The following is a 20,335-nucleotide window of genomic DNA, read 5'->3' on the forward strand; positions in this document are numbered from 1 at the left end:
AGGTTTTTGACTGTTCATCACTATGTCTTTCATTCAAATTTCATTAATAATTACGCTCTATTTTTTATAAAATAAGGGACTATTGACCAGTGTCCTAGAAAAGTAGGACCCAAAAACACCATTCGACAACATTCGCATTTGCTTGTTTCATGATCATTTTTGTACATGGAAACGTCTTTTTTATCTCTATGTAATAAAAAAACAAGCATTTCCGCAAAAAACGGATCTGCTTGTTTCCAGATATTTCCTTATTGATGTTCAAAAAAAGTCATTTTAGCTTCTCTTCCACGCATTACTTATTTTGAAAATAGGAAAATAGACGACTCCATACCCCCAGGGATGAAAGCGCTTCGACAGGCATCCTGCCGAAAGTCTTATTTCCGACTACACACTGCGCATTGTTTAGAAAAAAACTCTCCCACGCCTCTCCCATACTCTCATGGATAGCATCATAGACCTCGCGCAGCCGAAATCCTCTGCGCTCCAGATGATGCGCGTCCGACGAAACGATGTGAATGAGGCCGCTGCTGCAAAGCGACCATGCTGTTTGTTCGATGCGCCTGCCAAAGCCGCCAAGTAACGAATGGGTTGTTACTTGCGCGAAGGCTCCCTCCCGAATAAGATCAGCCAGCCGCTCCGGGTGCTTCACAATTTCCGCATTACGTTCAGGATGAGCAATAACGGGTCTCAGCTGCATCACATAGAGCTCATGAATCAGTTCATACATTTCTCTCGGTATATGAGAGGATGGCATCTCTATTAGAACATAGCTATATAAGTTGAACTTACAAACTTCTTAGAAGGATTTTCCAAGATCGGACGTCGAATGAGAATATCAAATCTCATTCGAACGGGTGATATATCTTGGAGAATAAAGAAACAGAGCTACAAGCAGTCGAGAAAAGAATCAAACAAACAAAAGATCGTCGGATGTTTGAACGTTACCAAACCATTCGCCTCTACCTGATTGGACAGTCGGTCAGTCAGATTGCATTCATTCTTGGTCGAACGAGCAAAACAATCAAAGCTTATATTGACGCTTACAAAGAGCGCGGATTAAACGGTTTAATCATGAATCACTCGACAGGAAAGCCCACGCGTTTAACCAAGGACCAGCAAACCCAGCTCAAACAAACCATTATCGATCATGTGCCCCATGAAGTGGGCTTTACAGCAAAATTCAACTGGACTCTGGATATCATTGCGTCGTATATTCTCCGTGAATTCGGGCATACCTATTCGATTCGCGGTGTATCCAAACTCATGCACCGGATGGGCATGAGCTATACGAAACCAACGTACACCTTAGAAGCTGCTGACGAAGAAAAGCAAAGAGAATTTGTCGAAGAAACCTTTCCAGGGTTAAAAAAATTATGATAATGGCGAAATTGATCACTTATTGTTTGAAGATGAAAGCATGATCCGTGATTATCAAGCCTTGCAGCGAACTTGGTTTGCCAAAGGACAGCAGCGCATTATTCAAACAACAGGTAAGCATCGCGGTGTGAAATTGCTATCCACGGTTGACTATGTGACTGGGAAGATCGTTTGGCGTGAAGATGAAGAGTACACTGCTGAAACGTTTTTAAAATTCCTCAAGCAAATTCTGGAGGTCTATCCTACCGGGAAAATAGTGATGGTTTTAGATAATGCCCGCATCCATCACGCCAAACTGTTGCAACCCTTATTGGAAGAGAATACCCGCATGAGCTTTGTATTTTTGCCTCCTTACAGCCCGCAACTCAATATTGTAGAAGGGCTTTGGAAGTGGTTGAAATCCGATGTAATTAATAACGTGTTCTATCACACTGTCGATGACATCCGCAAGAACGTTCGAGCCTTTATGGACAATATCATGCTCGATCCTATGAAGATCATTGATCGACTCTGCGTTCGGATGGAATCGGGACAAATAGTAAATCATTAGTTCAACTTATATAGATGCAGCTAAAGGAAGCTATTCCCGCCTAGCCGAAGAATAGCAAAGCAAGTGCCCCGATGACAATCGCAACGAAGAATACGGTGAAGATTGTTGTGTTTGTTACCTCTTTCGCCACCAACAAGCCTACAAGGTATGGACCGATTATGCCCCCAATACGTCCGAAGGAAGCCGCAAGTCCAACACCGGTAGAGCGAACCCCGGTCGGATACAACTCTGGCGTGTAAGCATACATAGCCCCCCAATTGCCAAGGTTAAAAAAGGATAAGCAAATGCGTGCCGCTATCAGCATACCTTCCGTTTCGGCATTACCGAACCATAATGCGCTTGCTGCCGTCAGCAGTAAATAAGTGATGAGCACAAACTTGCGGCCGAATTTCTCGATAAAATAAGCGGCGGTAAAATATCCAGGCAGCTGAGCCAAGGTCATGATTAAGACATATTAAAAGCTTTTTACTAGATCGAACCCTTTAAGAACCATTACGGTCGGAAGCCAGAGAAACATTCCATAGTAGGAAAATACTACAGTGAACCATAAAATCCAAAGCGTTAAGGTGGATCTGCGGTGTTTAGCTGACCACACAGCTGCTGCACGTTCTCCGAATGACAGCTTCTGGCTAGGCTGCCCGGTAAACCTGGGGGAATCTTGAATGGCTCGTCTGAGGTATAAAGCATACAAAGCCGGCAACGCACCGATAATAAAAGCGGCCCTCCAGCCAAAGGCGTGCCAAGCAGTAACGCCCGGCGTCCGTAACGGTCGGCAAGCGAGCTACTGCCGCACCGACGGCCATGCCGATCGAATTAATGGCTGCCAGCAGTCCAATCTGCTGTGCTCCCAAATTCCATTCAACAGCTAAGGCGGCTACGATAAACGATATGATCCCTACGTCCATCGCGTCGAACAACCAGTTGATTCCCGCGCTGAAAAGCAATTTGCGTTTTTTGGATCACGCAAAATAGTTGCTTTATCCATGTTTAAATCTCCTTTTTCTGATATAGGAACATCTTGTCCTATTTTGCCTTTTGCCTTACATAACTAGAAAAAAATCATTCTATATAAAAGAAGAAAACCACTCCGTATGAAGTGGTTTGAAATATTGTTTGGCGAACCCCGGGGTTCGCCTCCTATAACAGGAATTCCTCCAGCTAAATATTCTAAATTATCGATAACGAAATCAAATAAATGGAAATCCTCATGTTAATTTAATCCGATTCGGTCAATGATCAAGAAAACCACCTATTTAGAAGGAGATTTTCCAGTAAGATGTATCTGTAATGAATTCAATGCATATTAACGGTAGGAATTCCCTTTAATACCCAACATAAATTCCTCTGGTGACATAAATCGGGACGATCCCCATACGCATGGAAAGAATAAATACTGTCTAATGAAACCAATCTTTTTGCCAGTGTCAATTGTTTGTAACGGTAATACGGGGATTCTGGATGATTGTACTTAGCAGGGGGTGGAAAAGACCAATGCGGATGAAGAGATTCTCCTTCAAACCATTTGAATATTGCCGCGTACCCCGAATTAACCTCAAAATAATTGATTAATTCAATTAGGGAGGGATGGCTCAATTCATAATAAAGATTAACCGCTTCTTTTAAATTATCAATTGCGTCAGGACTTATGAAGTCCGTTGTTCCATCGATTGGTTTTATTATTTTGAAGCAATAACTGCGTAGATTCCAGGGACCTTATCTTCAGTCCCCTCCGGCATATCTTTGAACACCCATTGTTTTATTTGCCCTGATTCTTCATGCAGAGCTTTAATAGTGAAACCCGCATTGATGATAGCAGTCACAACTTCCCCTAAATTCCACCGTCTTACTTTCATTTCTTCGCCGATAACTGACTGATCAAAGTAATTTCCACTGGCTACATACCGGCCATTTTCCGGTTTTAGCAGCTTCCAAATGACGGGGTGATATTCTCTAAGTACGAACCTTCCCCCTTTACTAAGCAACCGATACGCTATTTCAAATAATTTATTAATATCATATATGTAATGAAGTACGCCCATTTCGAAAAAGACAATATCGAATTCCCCTAACTCTTCCGGAGCCAAATCCATTATATCAGTAACAATATAATCGATTTTAACATTGCAGGCACCCGCCAGATCATACCCGAATCTTGCATTTTCCTCTGCTATATCTACAACCATAACTTCCTTTGCTCCCATTAATGCCACAGAAATTGCTTTTGTCCCGTTTGAGCCTAAAAGATTTATAACTCGCTTTTCTCTTATATCGCCAAGGTAGTCGGCTAAGATCTTTAATCGCTTCCTTGGATCGCTAATGATCCTTTGAGCTTCCTGTTCAATAGATCCAAACTTATTAAGCCATGCTTGGTACCTGTCTTTATTCCAGCTGTTTCGATTTATTCCGCTCATTTCCTTCTGCATCCAAATCCCCCTCTCAAAGTTTACGCATCAAGAGCCGTCAGCGAAAGATTGGCCCTTGGCGGCGAGGGCGCGACGGATCTGCTCCAGTGCTTTTGGTCCCAAACCATGCAGCTTTTTGACCTCGGCTTCGCTGACCTTGGTAAACTGCTCAAGCCTCTTGTATCCAGCCCCAGCGAGCGCCCGCAGTGCCGGCTTGGCTAATCCGGCTGGAAGGTCGCTTTCCGGTTCATCCCGAACTCCGTTCTTTTGCCTTCTTCAAGATATTGAATGCTAGAACGCTCTTTCTATTTCCCAGCTGCGGTATACTCCTCCATATTTTTTAGAATATACGTTCATAAGCTCACTCTGATAATCAATGAGCGCCAGCGCCTCGGTCTTTATAACGTAGTAAACGGAAGTATCCTGATCATTGCTTTGAAGCCTCAACGTGAATCCTGTTTCCCCAATCTCCTCTTCGAAACGTTTGCATTGGTCATTTGGTATCTCGAGCATGTGCGAAATATGACAAGTGTTATTTCTATAAAGATTAATGTTAGTTGATTGCACTTTTAGCTCATCGGCATATTGACGTGTTGCCCGCTCTGTCTCTGTCTCGAAAACACCTGCGAGCCCTTCTTCAAAAACATTGTCTATTTGTATCCGATTATAATCAAGGATCCAACTTCGGTACTGGTGATACAATGGCAGTAAGCTTTCTTTACTCGCCCCATATACATCACAACCATTACTTCATTAAAGTATGCTTTTTCCTCAAGGCCGCTTATTCCAAGTTCAAATCTTATCCAGTATTTTTGCTTGAACAATTGATTAACTACATTGGTTTTCATGTGCTGTCCCTTCACTAACAGTTACTTTTTTTGTGAGCTTGTCGACTATAGGACAATTTGATTCCTCCTTTAATAACAAGCCTGCTCAAGCGTCTCAAGCATGGATAATAACTCCTTCTTTAGTTCTGGATCCGTTATAACGCCCTCTTTATTCAGTTTCAAATTGATGTGCGGTATGATCACTCTTTCTACAATTTCAGCATTGATCATTTTAAGGGTAAGCAGCAGTGAAGCATGGGCTTTATCACCGCCCATTGGAGTTGGTGAGGCGCTGATTGCCACTGTTGGTTTATTCATAAACTCGGTTGTAGATACGAGCCAATCCAAGGCGTTTTTCAACACACCAGGCACGCCATTACCATATTCCGGTGTACATATAAGCACACCATCCGCTTCCTTAAGCTGTGTCCGAAGTCCTCTGACCGGATCAGGTCCTTCGTCAACGTCGATGTCAGGGTTAAAATGTGGAAGGTCGCCCAACTCCCCATAGATGGTAAAATTCATGTTTTCCGGGGCTAATCCGATGATCGCATTCAATAATGATGTATTTGACGATTGTTGACGAAGACTACCCGAAATAGCCAAGATTTTAATTTCCTTATCCATTCAACATCATCTCACTTCTTCTGTGGATTTAATATTTAATTGCATGTATCTATAACCATTGAGATTATCAGCATGTAAATGCAATAATTCACTGTAGTCCGTATCTGATTTTAAAATTGCCTTTTCAATTTGAACATACAGAGATTTGTTTTGTTGCAGCAACCAAATGAAAAGGATGAAGGAAATAAAAATTAAGAGAATTATGATGGTTGGGTAAAGAGCCTTATTAGTCTTCATTTTCTCCTCTTTCACAGGGAATAGTAATCTGTTGAAACGTTGCTGACTGAAAGCGTACAATCGAAGCGTTCGACTCCCGGATACTTTTCCCCCAAACTCGTTATCGAGAAACCATTTTTTCTATAGAAACCAAACCAACAGCATCTTTATCGGTTTCCGCCTTTATTCTTACGATTCTTTTCGTTTTTATGAGTTCATTTATCATTTCACTGCCTGTACCCTTACAGCGGTAATCGGTTTTAATTGCAATATGCTTTATCACTAATCCTTTATATTAATCAAAAGAATGCACCCTCTCTTTTTAGATCGAATAACAAAGACTGCCGCGTAATAAACGTCGGCAGCCTGCTGTGCTATGTTGTGTTTATGTTTGAGGTAAATTTTCAATAACTTGCAAGTATTTCTCGTGCTTTATTTTCCATATATCCTTCCGGGACTCTATTGTCCTGCTATCCAGAAGTGCCTCGATTACATCCAGACATACATCTCAGCCGGCAATATCCTTGGGTGTATGGTTCGTTATCTTCTTAATCTTTTCTATTAGAACCAAACGACAGACTTCCGGTTCCGGATACAGCTCAAAACGAACAACGTCTTCTCCCCATGTATATTCCAATACGGAATACATTTTAAGCTCGATAATTTCAAGTTCCTCAAACGTACCATCCTGCATGTCGAACTTAATGATCCCGCCCTCGCGCAGGTCGTCGACCCTAAGCTCGGAGAACCATTTCGCCAGCTTATCGTTCTCCGTCAACGAAGACCATACCTTTTCAACGAAATGCTTCAAATGACGCTCGAATCGGGCGATATATCCGTTTTCAATTTGTTGTATGACAGCTAGCATGTTTATCCTCCTAGATATCATTTTTCACTCACGCTATTATATTACCATAAGACTCAGCCAACTGATTAACTGATCATCTTTAATGGTCTGGTCGTGGTGCAAAGCTCTTAGATTCATGATAACATGATTAAAATAAAGTCGGGGATGGGGCAATTACTTTAGAAAAGGAACAGATTTTTTAAGTGGAAGCAGTATGAATAAGAGATAATCTTGCTAATAGTAATTGGGCAGAAACTAGGAGGATAGAGATGGAGGGAAATAATAAGTTCATAATCAGCCGGAGAAAGCTGTTGGCGGGAATGGCAGCAATGGGCCTCAGTTTTATGAGCGGGGGTGTTATTAACCGTCTTTCCGACAAGAGCTCGAATACAGGAGTAAGTGTAAGAGATTACGGAGCCGCCGGCAATGGAGTTAAAGATGATACGGCAGCATTCCAGAAAGCAATCAACGATTGTGTAGCCAAAGGTTATAAACTATATGTTCCCGCAGGTAAGTATCTCATCAAGGGAACTCTCGATAATTTTGACAATCTGATTATGGAAGGTGTTTCGAATAATAAATCCTACTGGTCACAGACCGATTATGACGATTTCGAAAAGGGGTCCGTTCTGCATGGTTCCGGGGATAATGTACTGATCGGAGGAAGCATAAAAAGGGCTCAATTTTCAAATTTATGTTTTGAAAATTTTGATCTGGTCGCCGGTGTATCCAGTCCCAGATATGTCCTTTTTGATTCATGCAGCTTTAAGGAGATTCGTCGAGTACTCAGCGCACCAGGCAACAAGAAGGGTGCCTATCATAATTACAAATTCAGATACTGCTCGTTTACGGTTTATGATACAGACGTGCTGTTTGAAGGCAGAATCATTGACAGTTCATGGGATCAGTGTGTCTTTGTAGGAACAAAACCGTTTGATTGGGTACAGGCGATTGCCAATCAGGTGACAAACTGCCGGTTCGAATGGATTGACAGGGATGCCGCGATATCCATGTATGCCTGCCGCATGATTCAAATCTCCAACAATTTCTTTGACAGAGTTAGAGGAGCGGCTATTGAAATCAAGCAGAAAAATAGCGGAATTGTCATTTCTGCCAATCAATTCAACCGGTGCGGCAGCGGCAAAAATTCAGCCGGCGACGGTACGAACATGAAGGAATTGTATAAATCTTTTGTGGTGGTGTATGGTGACTTCTCGGATGTGAACATCATTCAAAATACGTTTCTGAAGAGTCAAAGCAACGACCGATCGGGTGAATTATGTCCCCAATATGTGATCGCCAAGCGTGCAGCCATACCGAACTGCCAATTCAAATTCCAAGGAAACGTCGTAGTTAATGGATTTGTCTCCTCATTGATTTTCGATGAAGATCAAACCTATGAAAATATTAAAATCGATGTGGATTATGTATTTCCCTCCCTTGCCGATTATGTGGTCAACTTGGCCCAGTGTGCTTCTCACGAAATTCAAACGTCCTGCGATACGGATACGATCGTGGAAGAAATACCGGCGCAGCTGACGGTTCGGAATAAGGCGAACATCCAAATTGCCGGGGAACAAAAGGGAGCGGTATTCGGCGGCAAGGTTAACGGTTTTATGCGTTATGACCGTGGAGAAGTCATTTTTGAAGATTACGCGTATCATAAAATCGTATCATTAAGTATGGATTGGAATAAATCTTATGACATCCCGCTGTCGCACATGGTGAAAGGAGTTTATTTGCACCTTTCCATTTTGTATTCGACGAGCGGAAATCCGGATGGTGGAGTGACTGTTTCCATGTCTGGATCTTCTACGTTAAGCTTGCCGAAACTTCCATTAAGCGGCTTTGAGAAAAAATTATACACGGCTAAATTTTATATTCCTTTCCAGTCATCAAGTGACTCAGCCCGAATATACGTATTTTCGGACGGTTCTTCGAACGGGACGGGATCCATTTTTATTCATGCACTCAGTGCGACTTACACATCTTTTACACCAAAACAGATGTATGATTTAATGAGTTAATATATTCTCGCTCGATGCCCACGATGATCCCGGTCAGAGTCGGAAATACGTGTGGTATAAACTGGACAGCTGCACGCAAAAAGTGCCTGTTTCCGAAAGGAAACAGGCACTTCTCCTTGATCAGTTGGTTACTACAGTCAGCACCGGCGCATTACTTCCATTATCCTTTGTAAAAAAGTCGATGCCGATATTGTTAGTCGCAATCGGATCCTTCACATGGAGGCTAACGATTTTGTCCCCCGCATTTTGGACCTTTAGTCTAATGCTCTACAATGCTCCCCCTAACTTGAATGGAGGTACATAATCGTTGGAGGAATGTGTTCTCCGACGGTTATAAAATAGTTCGATATATTCAAATACGGCCTTCTTAGCTTCAGCCCGAGTCTTAAAAGTACGATCATTTAGCCATTCCATCTTGAGCTTGCCCCAAAAAGATTCCATTGGAGCATTATCATAACAGTTACCTTTAAGACTCATGCTACAGATGCTTGTATGAATGTCTCTGATCGTTTTCAATAACGCCCGATTCTCTACACTACGCTTGCTTTCTGGACGATTGATGTAAGCATAATAGCCGCTTCTTGATACATTAAGGGCCTGGCACATCCTCGCAATCCGAAACTCGAAGCGGTGTTCATAGATAAACTTGAACGTATTTATTTCAGATTTTTCACGAAGTAGGCCGCCGCTTTTTTTAATATTTCATTCTCTTCTTTCAGATCTGCTAACTGCTTACGTAATTTACGCATCTCATCATCATCAGCTTTAAGGTTCCCGCTGCCAGGGAATGCGCCTGCACCATCACATTTATACGTTTTCACCCAGTCTCGGATGGTGGTGTAATGAACTTCCAGCTCCTTAGCTACTTCACCAATCGTTGTTTCCTCGGCTAAGATACGTAATACCACCTGTTCCTTATATTCCTTGTCGTATTTCTTTCGTTGCCCCATGTTGTATCCCTCCATGATTTATTATAGAGGTTTTCTCTGTGTCTATCTATTCCGGGCAGGGTCATGATTTTCAATCATATCGCACAACACGCCACTATCTATACCACACTGGCGACAAGCGACGTGCTCCACATACTTAAGGAAAAAATGTTCGTATCCTTGAAGCAGACCATTATGGAGGAACTCCTCCACGAAGCTCATGATTTAGATCAAGAACTGCTTGTCGTCTACACGCTGCATGAGCTGCTTGGACTCATCTTTCACTGGATCGAGAGCGATTTTGCGCATTCTGCTGCTTACATGCAAGAGCAGCTTGTGAAGATATTGCTTCACCGTCCCTCAAACATGACAATGACGATAAAGACGACATATTAATCTGGCTTCGAAAATATAAATAGCGGCGGTTCAAGGATCAACTTGTCCTAAACCGCCGCTGTTACTTATCTCCACGTTCCCAATTTACGGAAATTACAATCGTTAATCAATTTCGTTATCTTGCTATTCCATTCCCAAATGCGTACATACGTTCACTTTCGGGGTTATACTAGTGGTGGAGGTGAACCAGCATGGTAAATCAAAGCAAGCACAACCTGAACCAGCCATTTTCTGTTTCTCAATCCTCAGCAGATACAACGCCCTTAGAATTGGGGCTTGAGGAAAAGTGGAATGCCGTCCTCGGCAACGATGCTTCCTATAATGAAACATTTCTTTATGCCGTCAAGACAACGGGAATTTTTTGCCGGCCATCCTGTAAATCAAGACCGCCGAACCCCGATAATATCACTTACTTCGATACGGCCGAGCAAGCGGAATCTGCCGGGTTTCGTCCATGCAAACGCTGTAAGCCAACCGGCCAACGGCTGCCCGATGACGAATGGATCGCTTCCGTGACTGACTATATCGACCATAACTATAGAAAGGCCCTAACCTTAGAGCTGCTCGCTGAGATTTGTCACGGCAGCCCTTACCACCTGCATCGGACTTTTAGGAAGTTGAAGCAAATGACCCCCGTTGCCTATATCCAGCAGCAAAGGATTGAAAAAGCGAAGGAGCTGCTGCTTTCTTCGGATCATCCCGTTTCAGATATTGGTGTTCAAGTGGGCCTAGCCAATACGCCTTATTTTATAACCCTTTTCAAAAAATTAACCGGACACACGCCGGCAAGCTTTCGGAAAGAACAAACAATAAAATGAACGGAGGCTTCATCCTATGGAAAACAAGGCAATCCCCCAATTGTATTGGACGCTTTTAACGCATGAAGATTGGAATATTCACCTTGCCGCTACCCCTGCGGGCCTTTGCTTCGCCGGCTCTCAAAACCAATCGATGGAAGAGCTTGCTCTATGGGCGAAAACAAAGCTTCCGGGCAGCGTCTTGATTCAAAATGACCAGCTGCTGCGGCCGTACAAAGACGAGCTGATCGAATATTTTCAAGGCAAGCGCACAAGCTTCACCGTCCCGTTCGATTATCATGGCACCGACTTTCAGCTTAAAGTATGGCGCGCGCTGAACGACATTCCTTATGGCCAAACCAAATCCTATTCGGATATCGCCAATCTCATTCAAAGGCCGGCCGCGGTCCGTGCAGTAGGCACCGCGATCGGCGCAAATCCGATCCTCATTACGATTCCCTGCCACCGCGTGATCGGGAAAAACGGCTCCCTAACCGGCTATCGCGGCGGCATGGAGATGAAAAAGAAGCTGCTGCATTTGGAGAGCGAAGCGGTAAGCAGGGAAGGAGTCGAATCCTTTGCTTGAGCGCCTCAACCAACGTATCGCGAATCTCGACTTCGCAGCGCTTCAGCAATCATTAGAAGAACAAGGATTTGCGAAGCTTCCCGTCTTATTAGACCATTCGGAATGCCAAGAAATGATTGGCACCTATAAGAACGAAGCGCATTTCCGCAGCACCGTCAATATGGCGAGATACCGGTTCGGAATCGGAGAATATAAGTATTACAGCTCTCCGCTTCCCTCTATGCTGCAGCTGCTGCGTGAAGGCTTATATCCCTATCTCGCAGTCACGGCTAACCGCTGGCTTGAACAATTAGGTAAAGAAGCCGCTTATCCGCTGGCCTTCAATGATTTTCTGGCTCATTGCCACAACGAGGAACAGAGGCGTTCTACCCCGTTAATATTGAAATACGAAGCCGGCGGCTATAACTGCCTCCATCAGGATTTGTATGGAAAAGTGTACTTCCCGTTTCAGGTCGTATTTGCATTGAACCAGAAGGAGACCGACTTTACGGGCGGTGAATTTCTGCTCGTCGAGCAGCGCCCGCGAGCGCAGAGCCGCGGACATGTCATTACGCTTGAGCAAGGCGAAGGCCTTATTTTCCCCACCCATCACCGTCCGGTCTTAGGTACGCGCGGCTATTACAAGACGACTCTTCGGCATGGCGTAAGCACCGTTACCTCAGGTACGAGGTACAGTCTCGGCATTATTTTCCATGATGCCACGTAAACGCAGTCCCACATTCAAGGAGGTTTATCTCATGGCAATCATTGCAAAGCTTATTCACACGAAGGTATCCAAATGAAAACCGAGTATTTATACAAGCAGCCTAAGACGCTTCTGAATAAGGGAACCGGTTTTCTGACGGGCTACAGCCATTCGCTGAACCCTTATACCGGCTGCGCTTTTGGCTGCTCCTACTGCTATGTCCGGAAAATGCCGGTTTCACTGTTTAGGAACAAAGAATGGGGGACCTGGGTTGATATCAAGAAGGATGCTGCGGAGGTTTTTCGGAAGGAACTGCTTAGAGCCCGCACCAAAGGACCCGTCACGATCTTTATGTCCTCCAGTACCGATCCTTACCAGCCTATTGAGCATAAGGAAAGGATTACCCGCTCCTTGCTGGAGGTCATGGCTCAGAATCCGCCCGACTTTCTGCTCGTGCAAACGCGCAGCCCGCTTGTCCGCAGAGATATCGATCTTTTGCTGCGGCTCGGGGAGAAGGTCCGCGTGAGCATGACGGTGGAGACAGATCTCGATGAGATCCGAAAGCATTTTTCGCCGCAGGCCCCTCCGATTCAAGCCAGGCTTAAGACTCTTCAATTATTGAAGGAGGCCGGCGTTCAAGCGCAAGCCGCAATCGCTCCAGTACTGCCAAGCAGCGAGGCATTCCCGGACAAGCTGCGGCCGCTTGTTGACCGTATCTGCATTGATGATTATTTTATGGGCGACGGCAGCAGCGGAAAACGAACCAAGCAAATGGGCATTCATAAATGGTATGAGCCGCTGGGGCTTGAAGAATGGCATGATCCTTCCGCATATCAAATCGTTTATGAACGGATGAAGCGTGTTTTCTCCGCAGAGCAAATCTATATCAGCCAGCAGGGCTTTGAACATTAGCCGCTGGCTAGCGCTTTCGTTTCATGCCGCGGATCCGGTTTTTCGTTTCCGGATCTACGCGGTATGATTCTATTATTTTTTGCAAAGCTTTGTTGTATGTGAAATCGTCCAGAGAGCTGCTCTCCAAATAGGCTTGCGTGATCTCTGGCAGCTTCACATAACATATTGAAATCGCCCAAGCCACCGCCATCTTGACATAGTAGCTGCTGCGATCGGTCTCGTCTAGCAGCCTCAGTACACGGTGAATGTAACCTTCTTCAATATAATAATCAAGAAGCATAACGACACCGAAGCGTATTTCATACTCTTTATCTGAAACAAGATAAGGCTGTAAAAAATCCCACATGGTATCCTTATTCGTTTTCGTGATTTTCAGCCCGATGCAGAAGCTGTCGCACACCGACCAGTTGTCCATTTTAGGCACAAAATCAGCGATATAGGGCAAAACTTTCCCGATGTCGGCCTGAATATATCCGATCACCATCCCCTGCAGCATGATTTCCTCAAAATACTCGCTTTCGGCATGTTCCAAATAATGCTGCCAATCGCCCTTCGCAATGGTCTTGGCTAGCTTGCGCAAATGGGGCAGCCGGACACCTAATACGTTATTAATGTTCGGAATAAGCGCAGCAGAAAATTTCCGGTAGTCCTCCTCCGCCCACGCAAGCAGCTGTTCTTTTACGGTTATATCCATGTCCTTGCTCCTTTTTCCTTAATCAAATGAAAGGTCCCACAAATAAATGGAAGCTATTGACCCATACGGTGAATACTGACGACTATAGCCATCGAATTGCTCTTTTGTTATCGAATCAAGACCATATAACTTCATCATTCCGCGGCGTACGGCGATATCTCCCCAGCTGACGATATCCGGACGCTCCAACGCATGAATGAGCAGCATTTCGGCCGTCCACTTTCCGACTCCCTTTAGGGTCATCAGTCTCTTAATGACTTCAGCATCCGGAAGCTGTTTCAGTTCCTCCAATTGAAAGTCACCCAGCGTGATCGTCTGTGCGATAGTTTTAATACATACGGCCTTTTTCATTGTCATGCCGCAGCCTTGAATATCTTCGACAGACTGCGCAGCCAGATTGGCCGGCGTTATCTCACCGAGCCTCTCCTGCATTCTCTCCCATATGGTGCGGGCTGCCTTAGCTGAAATAAGCTGGCCGACAATTGCATTCATGAGTGCCGTGAACAGCTCCGGCATGATGACCCGTTCAATCTTGCCAAGTCGCAGCATCGCTTCACCCAGCACAGGATCAACGCTTTTTAAATAATCGATTTCCTTTTGGCCATATTCAAAATACTTCGTTAGTACGCCTGGCATCCCGCTTACCTCCACTTCAACCTTCATCGGCTCTATATGGCTTACGAGCTATCGATGCTTATTTCGGTTATCCTTGTCCTCTTACTATACATCACTAGGCGACGTCCGGCTGAATATGCGAATAGATTAGCAATATAATGAAGTTTTTGCAGCAAGATGAAGGGAGCTGAACTATGAAAAAGCAGCCTTCCCGATAGTCAAGGAACGCTGCTTTTGTATTCGTATAAGCTTAGTATATGCGGTGTTTCCAGCCGTTCAGCTTGGCAACAGCCTCAATGTAATAATAATCGCCATAGATTAAGGAGCCTTCGGCGTTTGCCGATACGCTGCTCGAGCCATGTAGAAGAATAGCCTCATGCTCTGGGTTTTCCCAGGTTGCGTAATTTTCAGTAAGCGAACGCAAAATGCGCTCGGCTGCTCCCGCATACAGACCTTTTTCACCTGCCGGAACAACCTCTGCAATCTCAAGCAGGCCTGAAGCTGCTATCGCCGCCGCAGAGCTGTCGCGGAACCGGCCTTCCACTGATTCAAATCGGAAATCAGAATAAGGAACATAATCCTCTGGCGAAGCCGCAATAAAATAATGCGCGATTCGTTTGGCCGTTTGCAGGAAACGCTCATCACCGGTATTGCGATACGCATTAATGAAGCCGTACAGCCCCCAAGAAGTACCACGGCTCCATGAGGATTCAGCTGAAAGACCTTGGCCGCCAAAGTTTTCAATATAGGCTCCCGTCTCCGCATCAAAGGAAATAATATGTTTTGTTGAGCCGTCTTCGCGAATACCGTACTTCATCGTCGTTTCCGCATGGGCAGTCGCCATATGCTTATAGCGAGGATCACCCGTCACCTTGCTCGCCCAGAAGAGAAGCGAAATATTTAGCATGCAGTCGATGATTACCCAGCCATGCTTGTCTTCATTCCAGGCACGAATAAATCGGCCCACAGGATTGTATCTTGCCGCCAGAAAGTTCGCTGCTTCGATACCGCGGCGAAAAGCATCCTCGTCGCCAGTAATCGTATGCTTGATGACCGCTGTGGACAGGAATTGAAAGCCAACATCATGATGCATCTCTACCGTCGGTTTAATGAACCATTGCTCGAGTTCCTCATCCCAGCGCCATGCCGCCTCTTTGTAATGCTTCTTGCCCGTCATGTCATGCATAATCCAGAGCATGCCCGGCCAGAAACCGGTTGTCCACCAGTCGGTGCCAATATCATCGAATTTTCCGTCTTCTTTCGCAAAATGAGGACATTTATCGCCCATCTGCCCAATCGTCCGCGTCACTTTTTTATCGAGTCTGTCCATAATTTCCTGCCAATATGCTGTGCTCATCTAATCAGCCTCCACCGTTTTTCTTGATTATAGCCGGATGAAAGCGCTAAATGTATTGCATTAATGCTTAAAAATGTTGATATCTTGTTGTGATTAAAAATCTAACGTTGCTGCCGCTGCGCGAGCAGATCATTCTTCCGATCGCTGTTGCAGCCGGATTCTTTGATTTTCTTATCCCCTACAGGGTAAGAATCCGGCTGCAAAGGCGAACACTGCGTTTCTCCAGAACGTTCTTCTCGCTTCGCTTCTACCAACATGTTAAATTTTACAATCCTTTACATTGTTCATCAAGCCATGGTATATATAAATAAATGGATCCAATTCTAACAAAGAAGGTGATCGGGATTTCCACGAATCCAGAAGTTACCGCATTTATCGAAAGCATGAGCCAACCCTGGCAAATCGAGATTAGCAATGAGCTCCGTCAAATGATTCATCAATCGATCCCGGATGCTGCTGAACGTATTCAATACAAGAAGCCGCATTTTCTCAAAAATGGGAAATACGCGGCCGTTATCTCTCCTTCCAAGGATGCGTTAAGCTTTATGATTTTTAATACGGCTGAGCTTGAGCTGCCCGCTGGCGTTGTTTTCGAAGGGCCGCCTGAACGAAAATGGATCAAAATTCGCGAGGGACAAGCTCCGGACTACGCTATGCTTAGTAATCTTCTTATTCAAGCATCAAGCTCGCTTTAAGGGATCAAACCGGGCTAGAAGACGAAAAAACATCGCGAAGCTCGCGATGTTTTTTCATTTATTATAGACTGCAATCTATTATTTCTTATATTTCGCAGTTCTTGCGTCTTGGATCGTTCCGCTCCAGTTCAAGCCGAATGCGAAATCATAAACGTTATTCTCGGAATCCACATGACAATCCATATCATGCGCAACATCCTCCAGCTGCTCTTCGACTGTCTTCATATTAGCCGGCATTTGCATAGGCAGAAGGCCGGACGGCTCTACGTTCCCGGTCAAAATCTCCATGATAGCCTGATCCTGCACGCCAAAATTAGCAATGATCGCATCAACCGCCGATTCAAACTCCTCGACGACAGCCGGATTAGCCAGAAGAAGTGAAACAACGACAGGCTTGCCTTTCATTTTCTCCTTTGTATCCAGTACCGCATCTAAATCACTCGTATTGTGAGCCGTGACGCTTTTTCCTTTATAGGAACGATTAAGCACATCGTCTTCTCGCGCATCGCCTGCCAAACTGTGCTCACGGGCATGTTCAGCTGTGTACGTCTTATATTGGAGACTGATAGGCATGTATCCGTTACCGCCCTGATCAGCATCCTCTTGGCTGTAACCAACGCCAGACTTTGGATTGCTGATGAATACGAGAGCAAAATCAGCCGCATCAGGATCCTCCGTTACGTTAAAGTATTTGCGGACGATATCGAGATTAACCGGATACTCCAGCGTTTCCGGCGTGGGAAAGCCGAACCAGTCCTTCCCTGCGGGGGTATATCTCTTCGGAATATATACCGTGCTTTTCAATGGCAGAGGCAGCAGCTGCGCTTTGTTTTTTAGCAGTACAATCGATTTCAGCTGGGCCTCATAGCCTTCTTTCATAAAAGCAGGACTGCCCACGATTTGCGCACTCTCTTCCACCTGCAGGTAAGGATTCTCGAACAACCCAAGGCGGAAAATATTTTTCAGCAAGCGTACCGCCGATTGCTCAAAGCGGCTGCGCATAAAGGCTTCGCCATGCTCTGCCACTCCCATTTGATAAGCTTCCAGCACGGGAGCAATCTCATTATTTCCGCCAAATTGGTCCACGCCAGCCATAAGCAGCTTGTAATGGCGCTCCGCCACGGATAGTCCTTCCACGCCCCATGGCTTTCCGCTTAGAAAAGAATCCTTGCTTGGCGTTTCATCCGCCGTAATTAACCAATCCGTGCATACGACGCCGTCATAGCCGTACTTGCCGCGAAGCAGATCCTGAATAAGATATGTGTTGTAGGAGTTGCCTACGTTCTCGCCGTTTACGCCGTCCTGATCTACCGAGATCGTATAATACGGCATAACTGCCGAGGCTTTGCCCGTCTTGCCATCCAGCTTAAAGGCCCCATCCACGAATGGGATGAGATGCTCTTCAAAATTCCCACCCGGATATACGGCATATTTGCCGCATCCATAATGCGCATCGCGTCCCGCTTCACCAGAGCCGCCGCCCGGCCAGTGCTTCACCATCGCGTTTACGCTTTCGTAGCCCCAGCCGTCTGCAATCTCATTGTCACCGGCTGAATTCTGAAATCCATCCACATAAGCACGCGCCATATCCGCGGAGAGCCTGGAATCCTCGCCGAAGGTTCCGTTAAAGCGGAACCAACGCGGGTCAGTCGCGATGTCAATTTGTGGGGAGAGTGCAGTGGCAATGCCTAATGCGCGGTATTCCTTAGCCGCGATTTTACCGAATTTCTCCGTTACCTTCGGATCAAAGGTTGCAGCCAGCCCCAGCGTCTCTGGCCACATAGAAATGTGACCGCCCGAGCCTGCGTTAAATTCCGAGCTGGAATCCGAGCCATGTCTAGGGTCTGAACTGTTATTTGCGGGAATGCCCAGACCCGTTCCTTCCGCAAAGGACTGTACGGCATTGTTCCATCTCGCCGCTGTCTCCGGAGATTGTACCGTCATAATCAGCACATGCCTTAGGTGATCCCGAGCTAGAAATTGCAGCTGCTCATCCGTAAGCTCCCAAGGCTTTGCTCCGCTTTCTTCAAAGCTTTTGCCGCCATACGTACTCGAGAACCAGCCATGGGATGCCGCAGGAATCGATTGATGCCTGCTGTACAGCATCAGCCCCGCGATCTGCTCGACCGACATTTGGGAGGCCAGGTCCTTCGCCCGCTCCTCTGAAGGCAGACGCCAATCCTCATATTTATCCAGCGATCCATTTTGATTCAAATCCTTAAAGAACAAGCCATCCTTCTCCACAATCTTCACGCCGGATACAAGGGAGTAACCAAGCGTTGGTCCTCCGTCATTGCGAACATAACGTATGCCATCTTGGAGCTTTTCTTCGGTCATATCTTGTTTCATCGCTGTTCCTCCTATTTATTTACCGTTATTTATATCTTTGTTAGCTAATTATTCGCTTTTATTGCTGCCCGACTTCTGGAAGCGGCTTGATTGCGAGCATTCCAACCACTACGCATACTGCGAGAACGATATAGAAGAATGACCAACCGCCCAGCGCGAGCAATAGAGGCGCAATCGCAGGCACAATCGACTGCGGCAGCGCATTGGCTACGTTCATAATACCGAAGTCCTTGGCTGCATCCTCTTTACGAGGCAGAATCCTTGCCACGAGCGCCAAGTCTACTGCGGAGAAGCATCCATAACCAAGCCCGATAACCGCTGAAGCCACGACATAAGCCAAATAATGAGGAACAAAAGCATAAACGAGAATACCAACAACCATAATTAAAGCGGATACATACAGAAACGGCTTTTGCTTGCGGAATTTATCAGATAAAACACCGCCAAAAACACTGGTAAGCGCCATAGCCAGCATCGAAATGATGTTAATCGTCGCAACGCTTGCGGTAGCTGCGTCTTCCGTATAGCCCATCCGGTTCACAAGCATGACCGTCAGGTACATGGTGCTGCAATAACCCATCATAAGCAGGAATTTGGATACGACTGCCCAGGAGAACGTTGGAAATTTGCGTGGGCTCGGATAAACCTTGCTAAGCTTTTCTCCCCATGAAACATGCTGTTTTGGAACTTCGATGATCTCTACTTTCCCATCCCGGATGAGAAACAAACTAATGATTGGGCCAATAATACCGATCGCAGCAAGGAGCGTCCATTTGGTTATGGAAGTCGCGTTCGGCATCAATGTCATCAATACCATGCCCACGGCCATCGCAACCGGCAAAATCAAACCGACGATTCCTGATATCGTTCCTTGGTTTTCTTGCTTTACTTGATCCGGGATCAGTGCCGTATACGCGGCCATTGCAAAATTAAAAAACAATTGCGCGATCGCCCAAGCTATGATGACCTGCCAGATCTCGGTTGCCATCCCCGCCCATAACAGCGCTGCGCAGCCAAATATCGGTCCGATCAGAATCCATGTGCGGCGGCGGCCGAACGAGAGGTTCGAACGATCGCTCAGCGCGCCACCCAGCGGATTTCCGATTAACGCGAAGAACGCGCCGATGCCCGCAACCAGACCATAAGAAGACGTATAGCCGTCAGGATCGATTTCAATCATCTTGAACGTGAGCAAAAGCAAAGCCGGCGTCATTAAAGCGAGCATCATGCAGCCATAGCCGATTACAATTCCTATGGTCAGTCTGCGGAGAGGAGTAGCTACCTGTCCCTTTATTGTTGCGTCTGTCATTGTCTAACCTCCAGTAATCCATGAATGATAACGTTTACAAACTTATTATAAGCAAAACTGCCTATATCAAATAGGCAGCAGCTTGTCGACTTTTATAGTCATTTTTAATGTGTTTTTGTAAGCGTTTCAATCAGGCTA

The 20,335-nt window shown here is 45.6% G+C and carries 19 protein-coding genes and 4 pseudogenes; 8 read left to right on the forward strand and 15 right to left on the reverse strand.

Annotated features, from left to right (window positions below; genetic code table 11):
* Nucleotides 1–292: 292 nt before the first annotated feature.
* Nucleotides 293–781, reverse strand: a pseudogene (locus tag RCO25_RS21285) (CpsB/CapC family capsule biosynthesis tyrosine phosphatase); the annotation flags it as partial.
* Nucleotides 782–861: 80 nt separating this feature from the next.
* Between RCO25_RS21285 and RCO25_RS21290 the strand changes: the two are divergent.
* Nucleotides 862–1,927, forward strand: a protein-coding gene (locus tag RCO25_RS21290; protein WP_308998164.1) for an IS630 family transposase whose coding sequence is annotated in 2 segments (ribosomal slippage) — nucleotides 862–1,374 and nucleotides 1,376–1,927 — 1,065 coding nt in all. Because the reading frame shifts where the segments join, the coding sequence is not laid out codon by codon here.
* A 40-nt stretch (nucleotides 1,928–1,967) separates the two neighbouring features.
* Here the strand turns inward: RCO25_RS21290 and RCO25_RS21295 are convergent.
* From RCO25_RS21295 to RCO25_RS21320, 6 genes and pseudogenes are all read right to left on the reverse strand, one after another.
* Nucleotides 1,968–2,871 (reverse strand): annotated as a pseudogene (locus RCO25_RS21295) (MFS transporter).
* Nucleotides 2,872–3,603: 732 nt separating this feature from the next.
* The gene (locus RCO25_RS21305; protein WP_308998142.1) at nucleotides 3,604–4,350 is read right to left on the reverse strand and encodes a class I SAM-dependent methyltransferase; all 747 of its coding nucleotides are present in this window, start codon (nucleotides 4,348–4,350) and stop codon (nucleotides 3,604–3,606) included.
* Nucleotides 4,351–4,620: 270 nt separating this feature from the next.
* Nucleotides 4,621–5,037: a hypothetical protein gene (locus tag RCO25_RS34890; RefSeq protein WP_483874717.1), complete on the reverse strand. Its 417-nt coding sequence runs from the start codon at nucleotides 5,035–5,037 to the stop codon at nucleotides 4,621–4,623.
* Nucleotides 4,980–5,177, reverse strand: coding sequence for a hypothetical protein (locus tag RCO25_RS21310; protein ID WP_308998143.1), 198 nt, complete (start codon nucleotides 5,175–5,177; stop codon nucleotides 4,980–4,982). The genes RCO25_RS34890 and RCO25_RS21310 overlap by 58 nt, the downstream gene beginning before the upstream one ends.
* Before the next feature lie 69 nt (nucleotides 5,178–5,246).
* A complete protein-coding gene (locus tag RCO25_RS21315) occupies nucleotides 5,247–5,783 on the reverse strand; it encodes an NADPH-dependent FMN reductase (RefSeq protein WP_308998144.1) in 537 nt (178 codons plus the stop codon).
* Between the two features lie 601 nt (nucleotides 5,784–6,384).
* Nucleotides 6,385–6,867, reverse strand: a pseudogene (locus RCO25_RS21320) (SRPBCC family protein).
* A 248-nt stretch (nucleotides 6,868–7,115) separates the two neighbouring features.
* On the opposite strand from RCO25_RS21320, the gene RCO25_RS21325 reads away from it, so the two are divergent.
* Nucleotides 7,116–8,873, forward strand: coding sequence for a glycosyl hydrolase family 28-related protein (locus RCO25_RS21325; RefSeq protein ID WP_308998145.1), 1,758 nt, complete (start codon nucleotides 7,116–7,118; stop codon nucleotides 8,871–8,873).
* Nucleotides 8,874–9,140: 267 nt separating this feature from the next.
* Here RCO25_RS21325 and RCO25_RS35130 read toward each other — a convergent pair.
* A pseudogene (locus tag RCO25_RS35130) lies at nucleotides 9,141–9,353 on the reverse strand (integrase core domain-containing protein); the annotation flags it as partial.
* Between the two features lie 176 nt (nucleotides 9,354–9,529).
* Nucleotides 9,530–9,823 (reverse strand): transposase, encoded by a 294-nt coding sequence (locus RCO25_RS35135; RefSeq protein WP_483874716.1) that lies wholly within the window; start codon nucleotides 9,821–9,823, stop codon nucleotides 9,530–9,532.
* 63 nt (nucleotides 9,824–9,886) lie between these two features.
* Here RCO25_RS35135 and RCO25_RS21335 point away from each other — a divergent pair, with 63 nt between their 5' ends.
* The 5 genes from RCO25_RS21335 (at nucleotide 9,887) to RCO25_RS21355 (ending at nucleotide 13,178) form a co-directional block, all read left to right on the forward strand.
* Nucleotides 9,887–10,198 (forward strand): TetR-like C-terminal domain-containing protein, encoded by a 312-nt coding sequence (locus tag RCO25_RS21335; protein WP_308998146.1) that lies wholly within the window; start codon nucleotides 9,887–9,889, stop codon nucleotides 10,196–10,198.
* 191 nt (nucleotides 10,199–10,389) lie between these two features.
* Complete coding sequence (locus tag RCO25_RS21340) at nucleotides 10,390–11,016, forward strand: bifunctional transcriptional activator/DNA repair enzyme AdaA (RefSeq protein WP_308998147.1); 627 nt, start codon at nucleotides 10,390–10,392, stop codon at nucleotides 11,014–11,016.
* Nucleotides 11,017–11,032: 16 nt separating this feature from the next.
* Nucleotides 11,033–11,581 (forward strand): methylated-DNA--[protein]-cysteine S-methyltransferase, encoded by a 549-nt coding sequence (locus tag RCO25_RS21345; protein WP_308998148.1) that lies wholly within the window; start codon nucleotides 11,033–11,035, stop codon nucleotides 11,579–11,581.
* Nucleotides 11,574–12,287 carry a 2OG-Fe(II) oxygenase gene (locus RCO25_RS21350; RefSeq protein WP_308998149.1) on the forward strand — a complete coding sequence of 238 codons (714 nt, stop codon included), beginning with the start codon at nucleotides 11,574–11,576 and terminating at the stop codon, nucleotides 12,285–12,287. Before RCO25_RS21345 ends, RCO25_RS21350 begins: the two co-directional genes overlap by 8 nt.
* A gap of 72 nt (nucleotides 12,288–12,359) precedes the next feature.
* Entirely contained in the window at nucleotides 12,360–13,178 is an 819-nt protein-coding gene (locus RCO25_RS21355) for an SPL family radical SAM protein (RefSeq protein WP_308998150.1), read from the forward strand.
* A gap of 7 nt (nucleotides 13,179–13,185) precedes the next feature.
* Here RCO25_RS21355 and RCO25_RS21360 read toward each other — a convergent pair whose 3' ends face one another.
* The 4 genes from RCO25_RS21360 to RCO25_RS21375 form a co-directional block, all read right to left on the reverse strand.
* Nucleotides 13,186–13,872: a DNA alkylation repair protein gene (locus tag RCO25_RS21360; RefSeq protein ID WP_308998151.1), complete on the reverse strand. Its 687-nt coding sequence runs from the start codon at nucleotides 13,870–13,872 to the stop codon at nucleotides 13,186–13,188.
* A gap of 18 nt (nucleotides 13,873–13,890) precedes the next feature.
* On the reverse strand, nucleotides 13,891–14,508 hold the full coding sequence (locus RCO25_RS21365) for a DNA-3-methyladenine glycosylase family protein (protein ID WP_308998152.1): 618 nt from the start codon (nucleotides 14,506–14,508) through the stop codon (nucleotides 13,891–13,893).
* Between the two features lie 229 nt (nucleotides 14,509–14,737).
* The gene (locus RCO25_RS21370) at nucleotides 14,738–15,844 is read right to left on the reverse strand and encodes a glycoside hydrolase family 88 protein (protein WP_308998153.1); all 1,107 of its coding nucleotides are present in this window, start codon (nucleotides 15,842–15,844) and stop codon (nucleotides 14,738–14,740) included.
* Nucleotides 15,845–15,945: 101 nt separating this feature from the next.
* Complete coding sequence (locus RCO25_RS21375; RefSeq protein WP_308998154.1) at nucleotides 15,946–16,101, reverse strand: hypothetical protein; 156 nt, start codon at nucleotides 16,099–16,101, stop codon at nucleotides 15,946–15,948.
* 54 nt (nucleotides 16,102–16,155) lie between these two features.
* On the opposite strand from RCO25_RS21375, the gene RCO25_RS21380 reads away from it, so the two are divergent.
* Nucleotides 16,156–16,539 (forward strand): DUF1801 domain-containing protein, encoded by a 384-nt coding sequence (locus RCO25_RS21380; protein ID WP_308998155.1) that lies wholly within the window; start codon nucleotides 16,156–16,158, stop codon nucleotides 16,537–16,539.
* A 78-nt stretch (nucleotides 16,540–16,617) separates the two neighbouring features.
* Here the strand turns inward: RCO25_RS21380 and RCO25_RS21385 are convergent, their stop codons facing one another.
* Both RCO25_RS21385 and RCO25_RS21390 read right to left on the reverse strand, forming a co-directional pair.
* Nucleotides 16,618–18,888, reverse strand: a complete 2,271-nt coding sequence (locus RCO25_RS21385) for a glycoside hydrolase family 3 protein (RefSeq protein WP_308998156.1) — start codon at nucleotides 18,886–18,888, stop codon at nucleotides 16,618–16,620.
* Between the two features lie 58 nt (nucleotides 18,889–18,946).
* Nucleotides 18,947–20,197 carry an MFS transporter gene (locus RCO25_RS21390; protein ID WP_308998157.1) on the reverse strand — a complete coding sequence of 417 codons (1,251 nt, stop codon included), beginning with the start codon at nucleotides 20,195–20,197 and terminating at the stop codon, nucleotides 18,947–18,949.
* Nucleotides 20,198–20,335: the final 138 nt, after the last annotated feature.

The sequence above is a fragment of the Paenibacillus sp. LHD-38 genome (assembly GCF_031157315.1).
Classification (GTDB): domain Bacteria; phylum Bacillota; class Bacilli; order Paenibacillales; family Paenibacillaceae; genus Pristimantibacillus.

Coding starts and splice junctions, on each gene's coding strand:
- RCO25_RS21325 (WP_308998145.1), top strand. CDS start 7,116: ATGGAGGGAAATAATAAGTTCATAATCAGCCGGAGAAAGCTGTTGGCG.
- RCO25_RS35135 (WP_483874716.1), bottom strand. CDS start 9,823: ATGGGGCAACGAAAGAAATACGACAAGGAATATAAGGAACAGGTGGTA.
- RCO25_RS21360 (WP_308998151.1), bottom strand. CDS start 13,872: ATGGATATAACCGTAAAAGAACAGCTGCTTGCGTGGGCGGAGGAGGAC.
- RCO25_RS21365 (WP_308998152.1), bottom strand. CDS start 14,508: ATGCCAGGCGTACTAACGAAGTATTTTGAATATGGCCAAAAGGAAATC.
- RCO25_RS21310 (WP_308998143.1), bottom strand. CDS start 5,177: ATGAAAACCAATGTAGTTAATCAATTGTTCAAGCAAAAATACTGGATA.
- RCO25_RS21335 (WP_308998146.1), top strand. CDS start 9,887: ATGATTTTCAATCATATCGCACAACACGCCACTATCTATACCACACTG.
- RCO25_RS21380 (WP_308998155.1), top strand. CDS start 16,156: ATGGATCCAATTCTAACAAAGAAGGTGATCGGGATTTCCACGAATCCA.
- RCO25_RS21340 (WP_308998147.1), top strand. CDS start 10,390: ATGGTAAATCAAAGCAAGCACAACCTGAACCAGCCATTTTCTGTTTCT.
- RCO25_RS21355 (WP_308998150.1), top strand. CDS start 12,360: ATGAAAACCGAGTATTTATACAAGCAGCCTAAGACGCTTCTGAATAAG.
- RCO25_RS21385 (WP_308998156.1), bottom strand. CDS start 18,888: ATGAAACAAGATATGACCGAAGAAAAGCTCCAAGATGGCATACGTTAT.
- RCO25_RS21305 (WP_308998142.1), bottom strand. CDS start 4,350: ATGCAGAAGGAAATGAGCGGAATAAATCGAAACAGCTGGAATAAAGAC.
- RCO25_RS21390 (WP_308998157.1), bottom strand. CDS start 20,197: ATGACAGACGCAACAATAAAGGGACAGGTAGCTACTCCTCTCCGCAGA.
- RCO25_RS21370 (WP_308998153.1), bottom strand. CDS start 15,844: ATGAGCACAGCATATTGGCAGGAAATTATGGACAGACTCGATAAAAAA.
- RCO25_RS21345 (WP_308998148.1), top strand. CDS start 11,033: ATGGAAAACAAGGCAATCCCCCAATTGTATTGGACGCTTTTAACGCAT.
- RCO25_RS21315 (WP_308998144.1), bottom strand. CDS start 5,783: ATGGATAAGGAAATTAAAATCTTGGCTATTTCGGGTAGTCTTCGTCAA.
- RCO25_RS21375 (WP_308998154.1), bottom strand. CDS start 16,101: ATGTTGGTAGAAGCGAAGCGAGAAGAACGTTCTGGAGAAACGCAGTGT.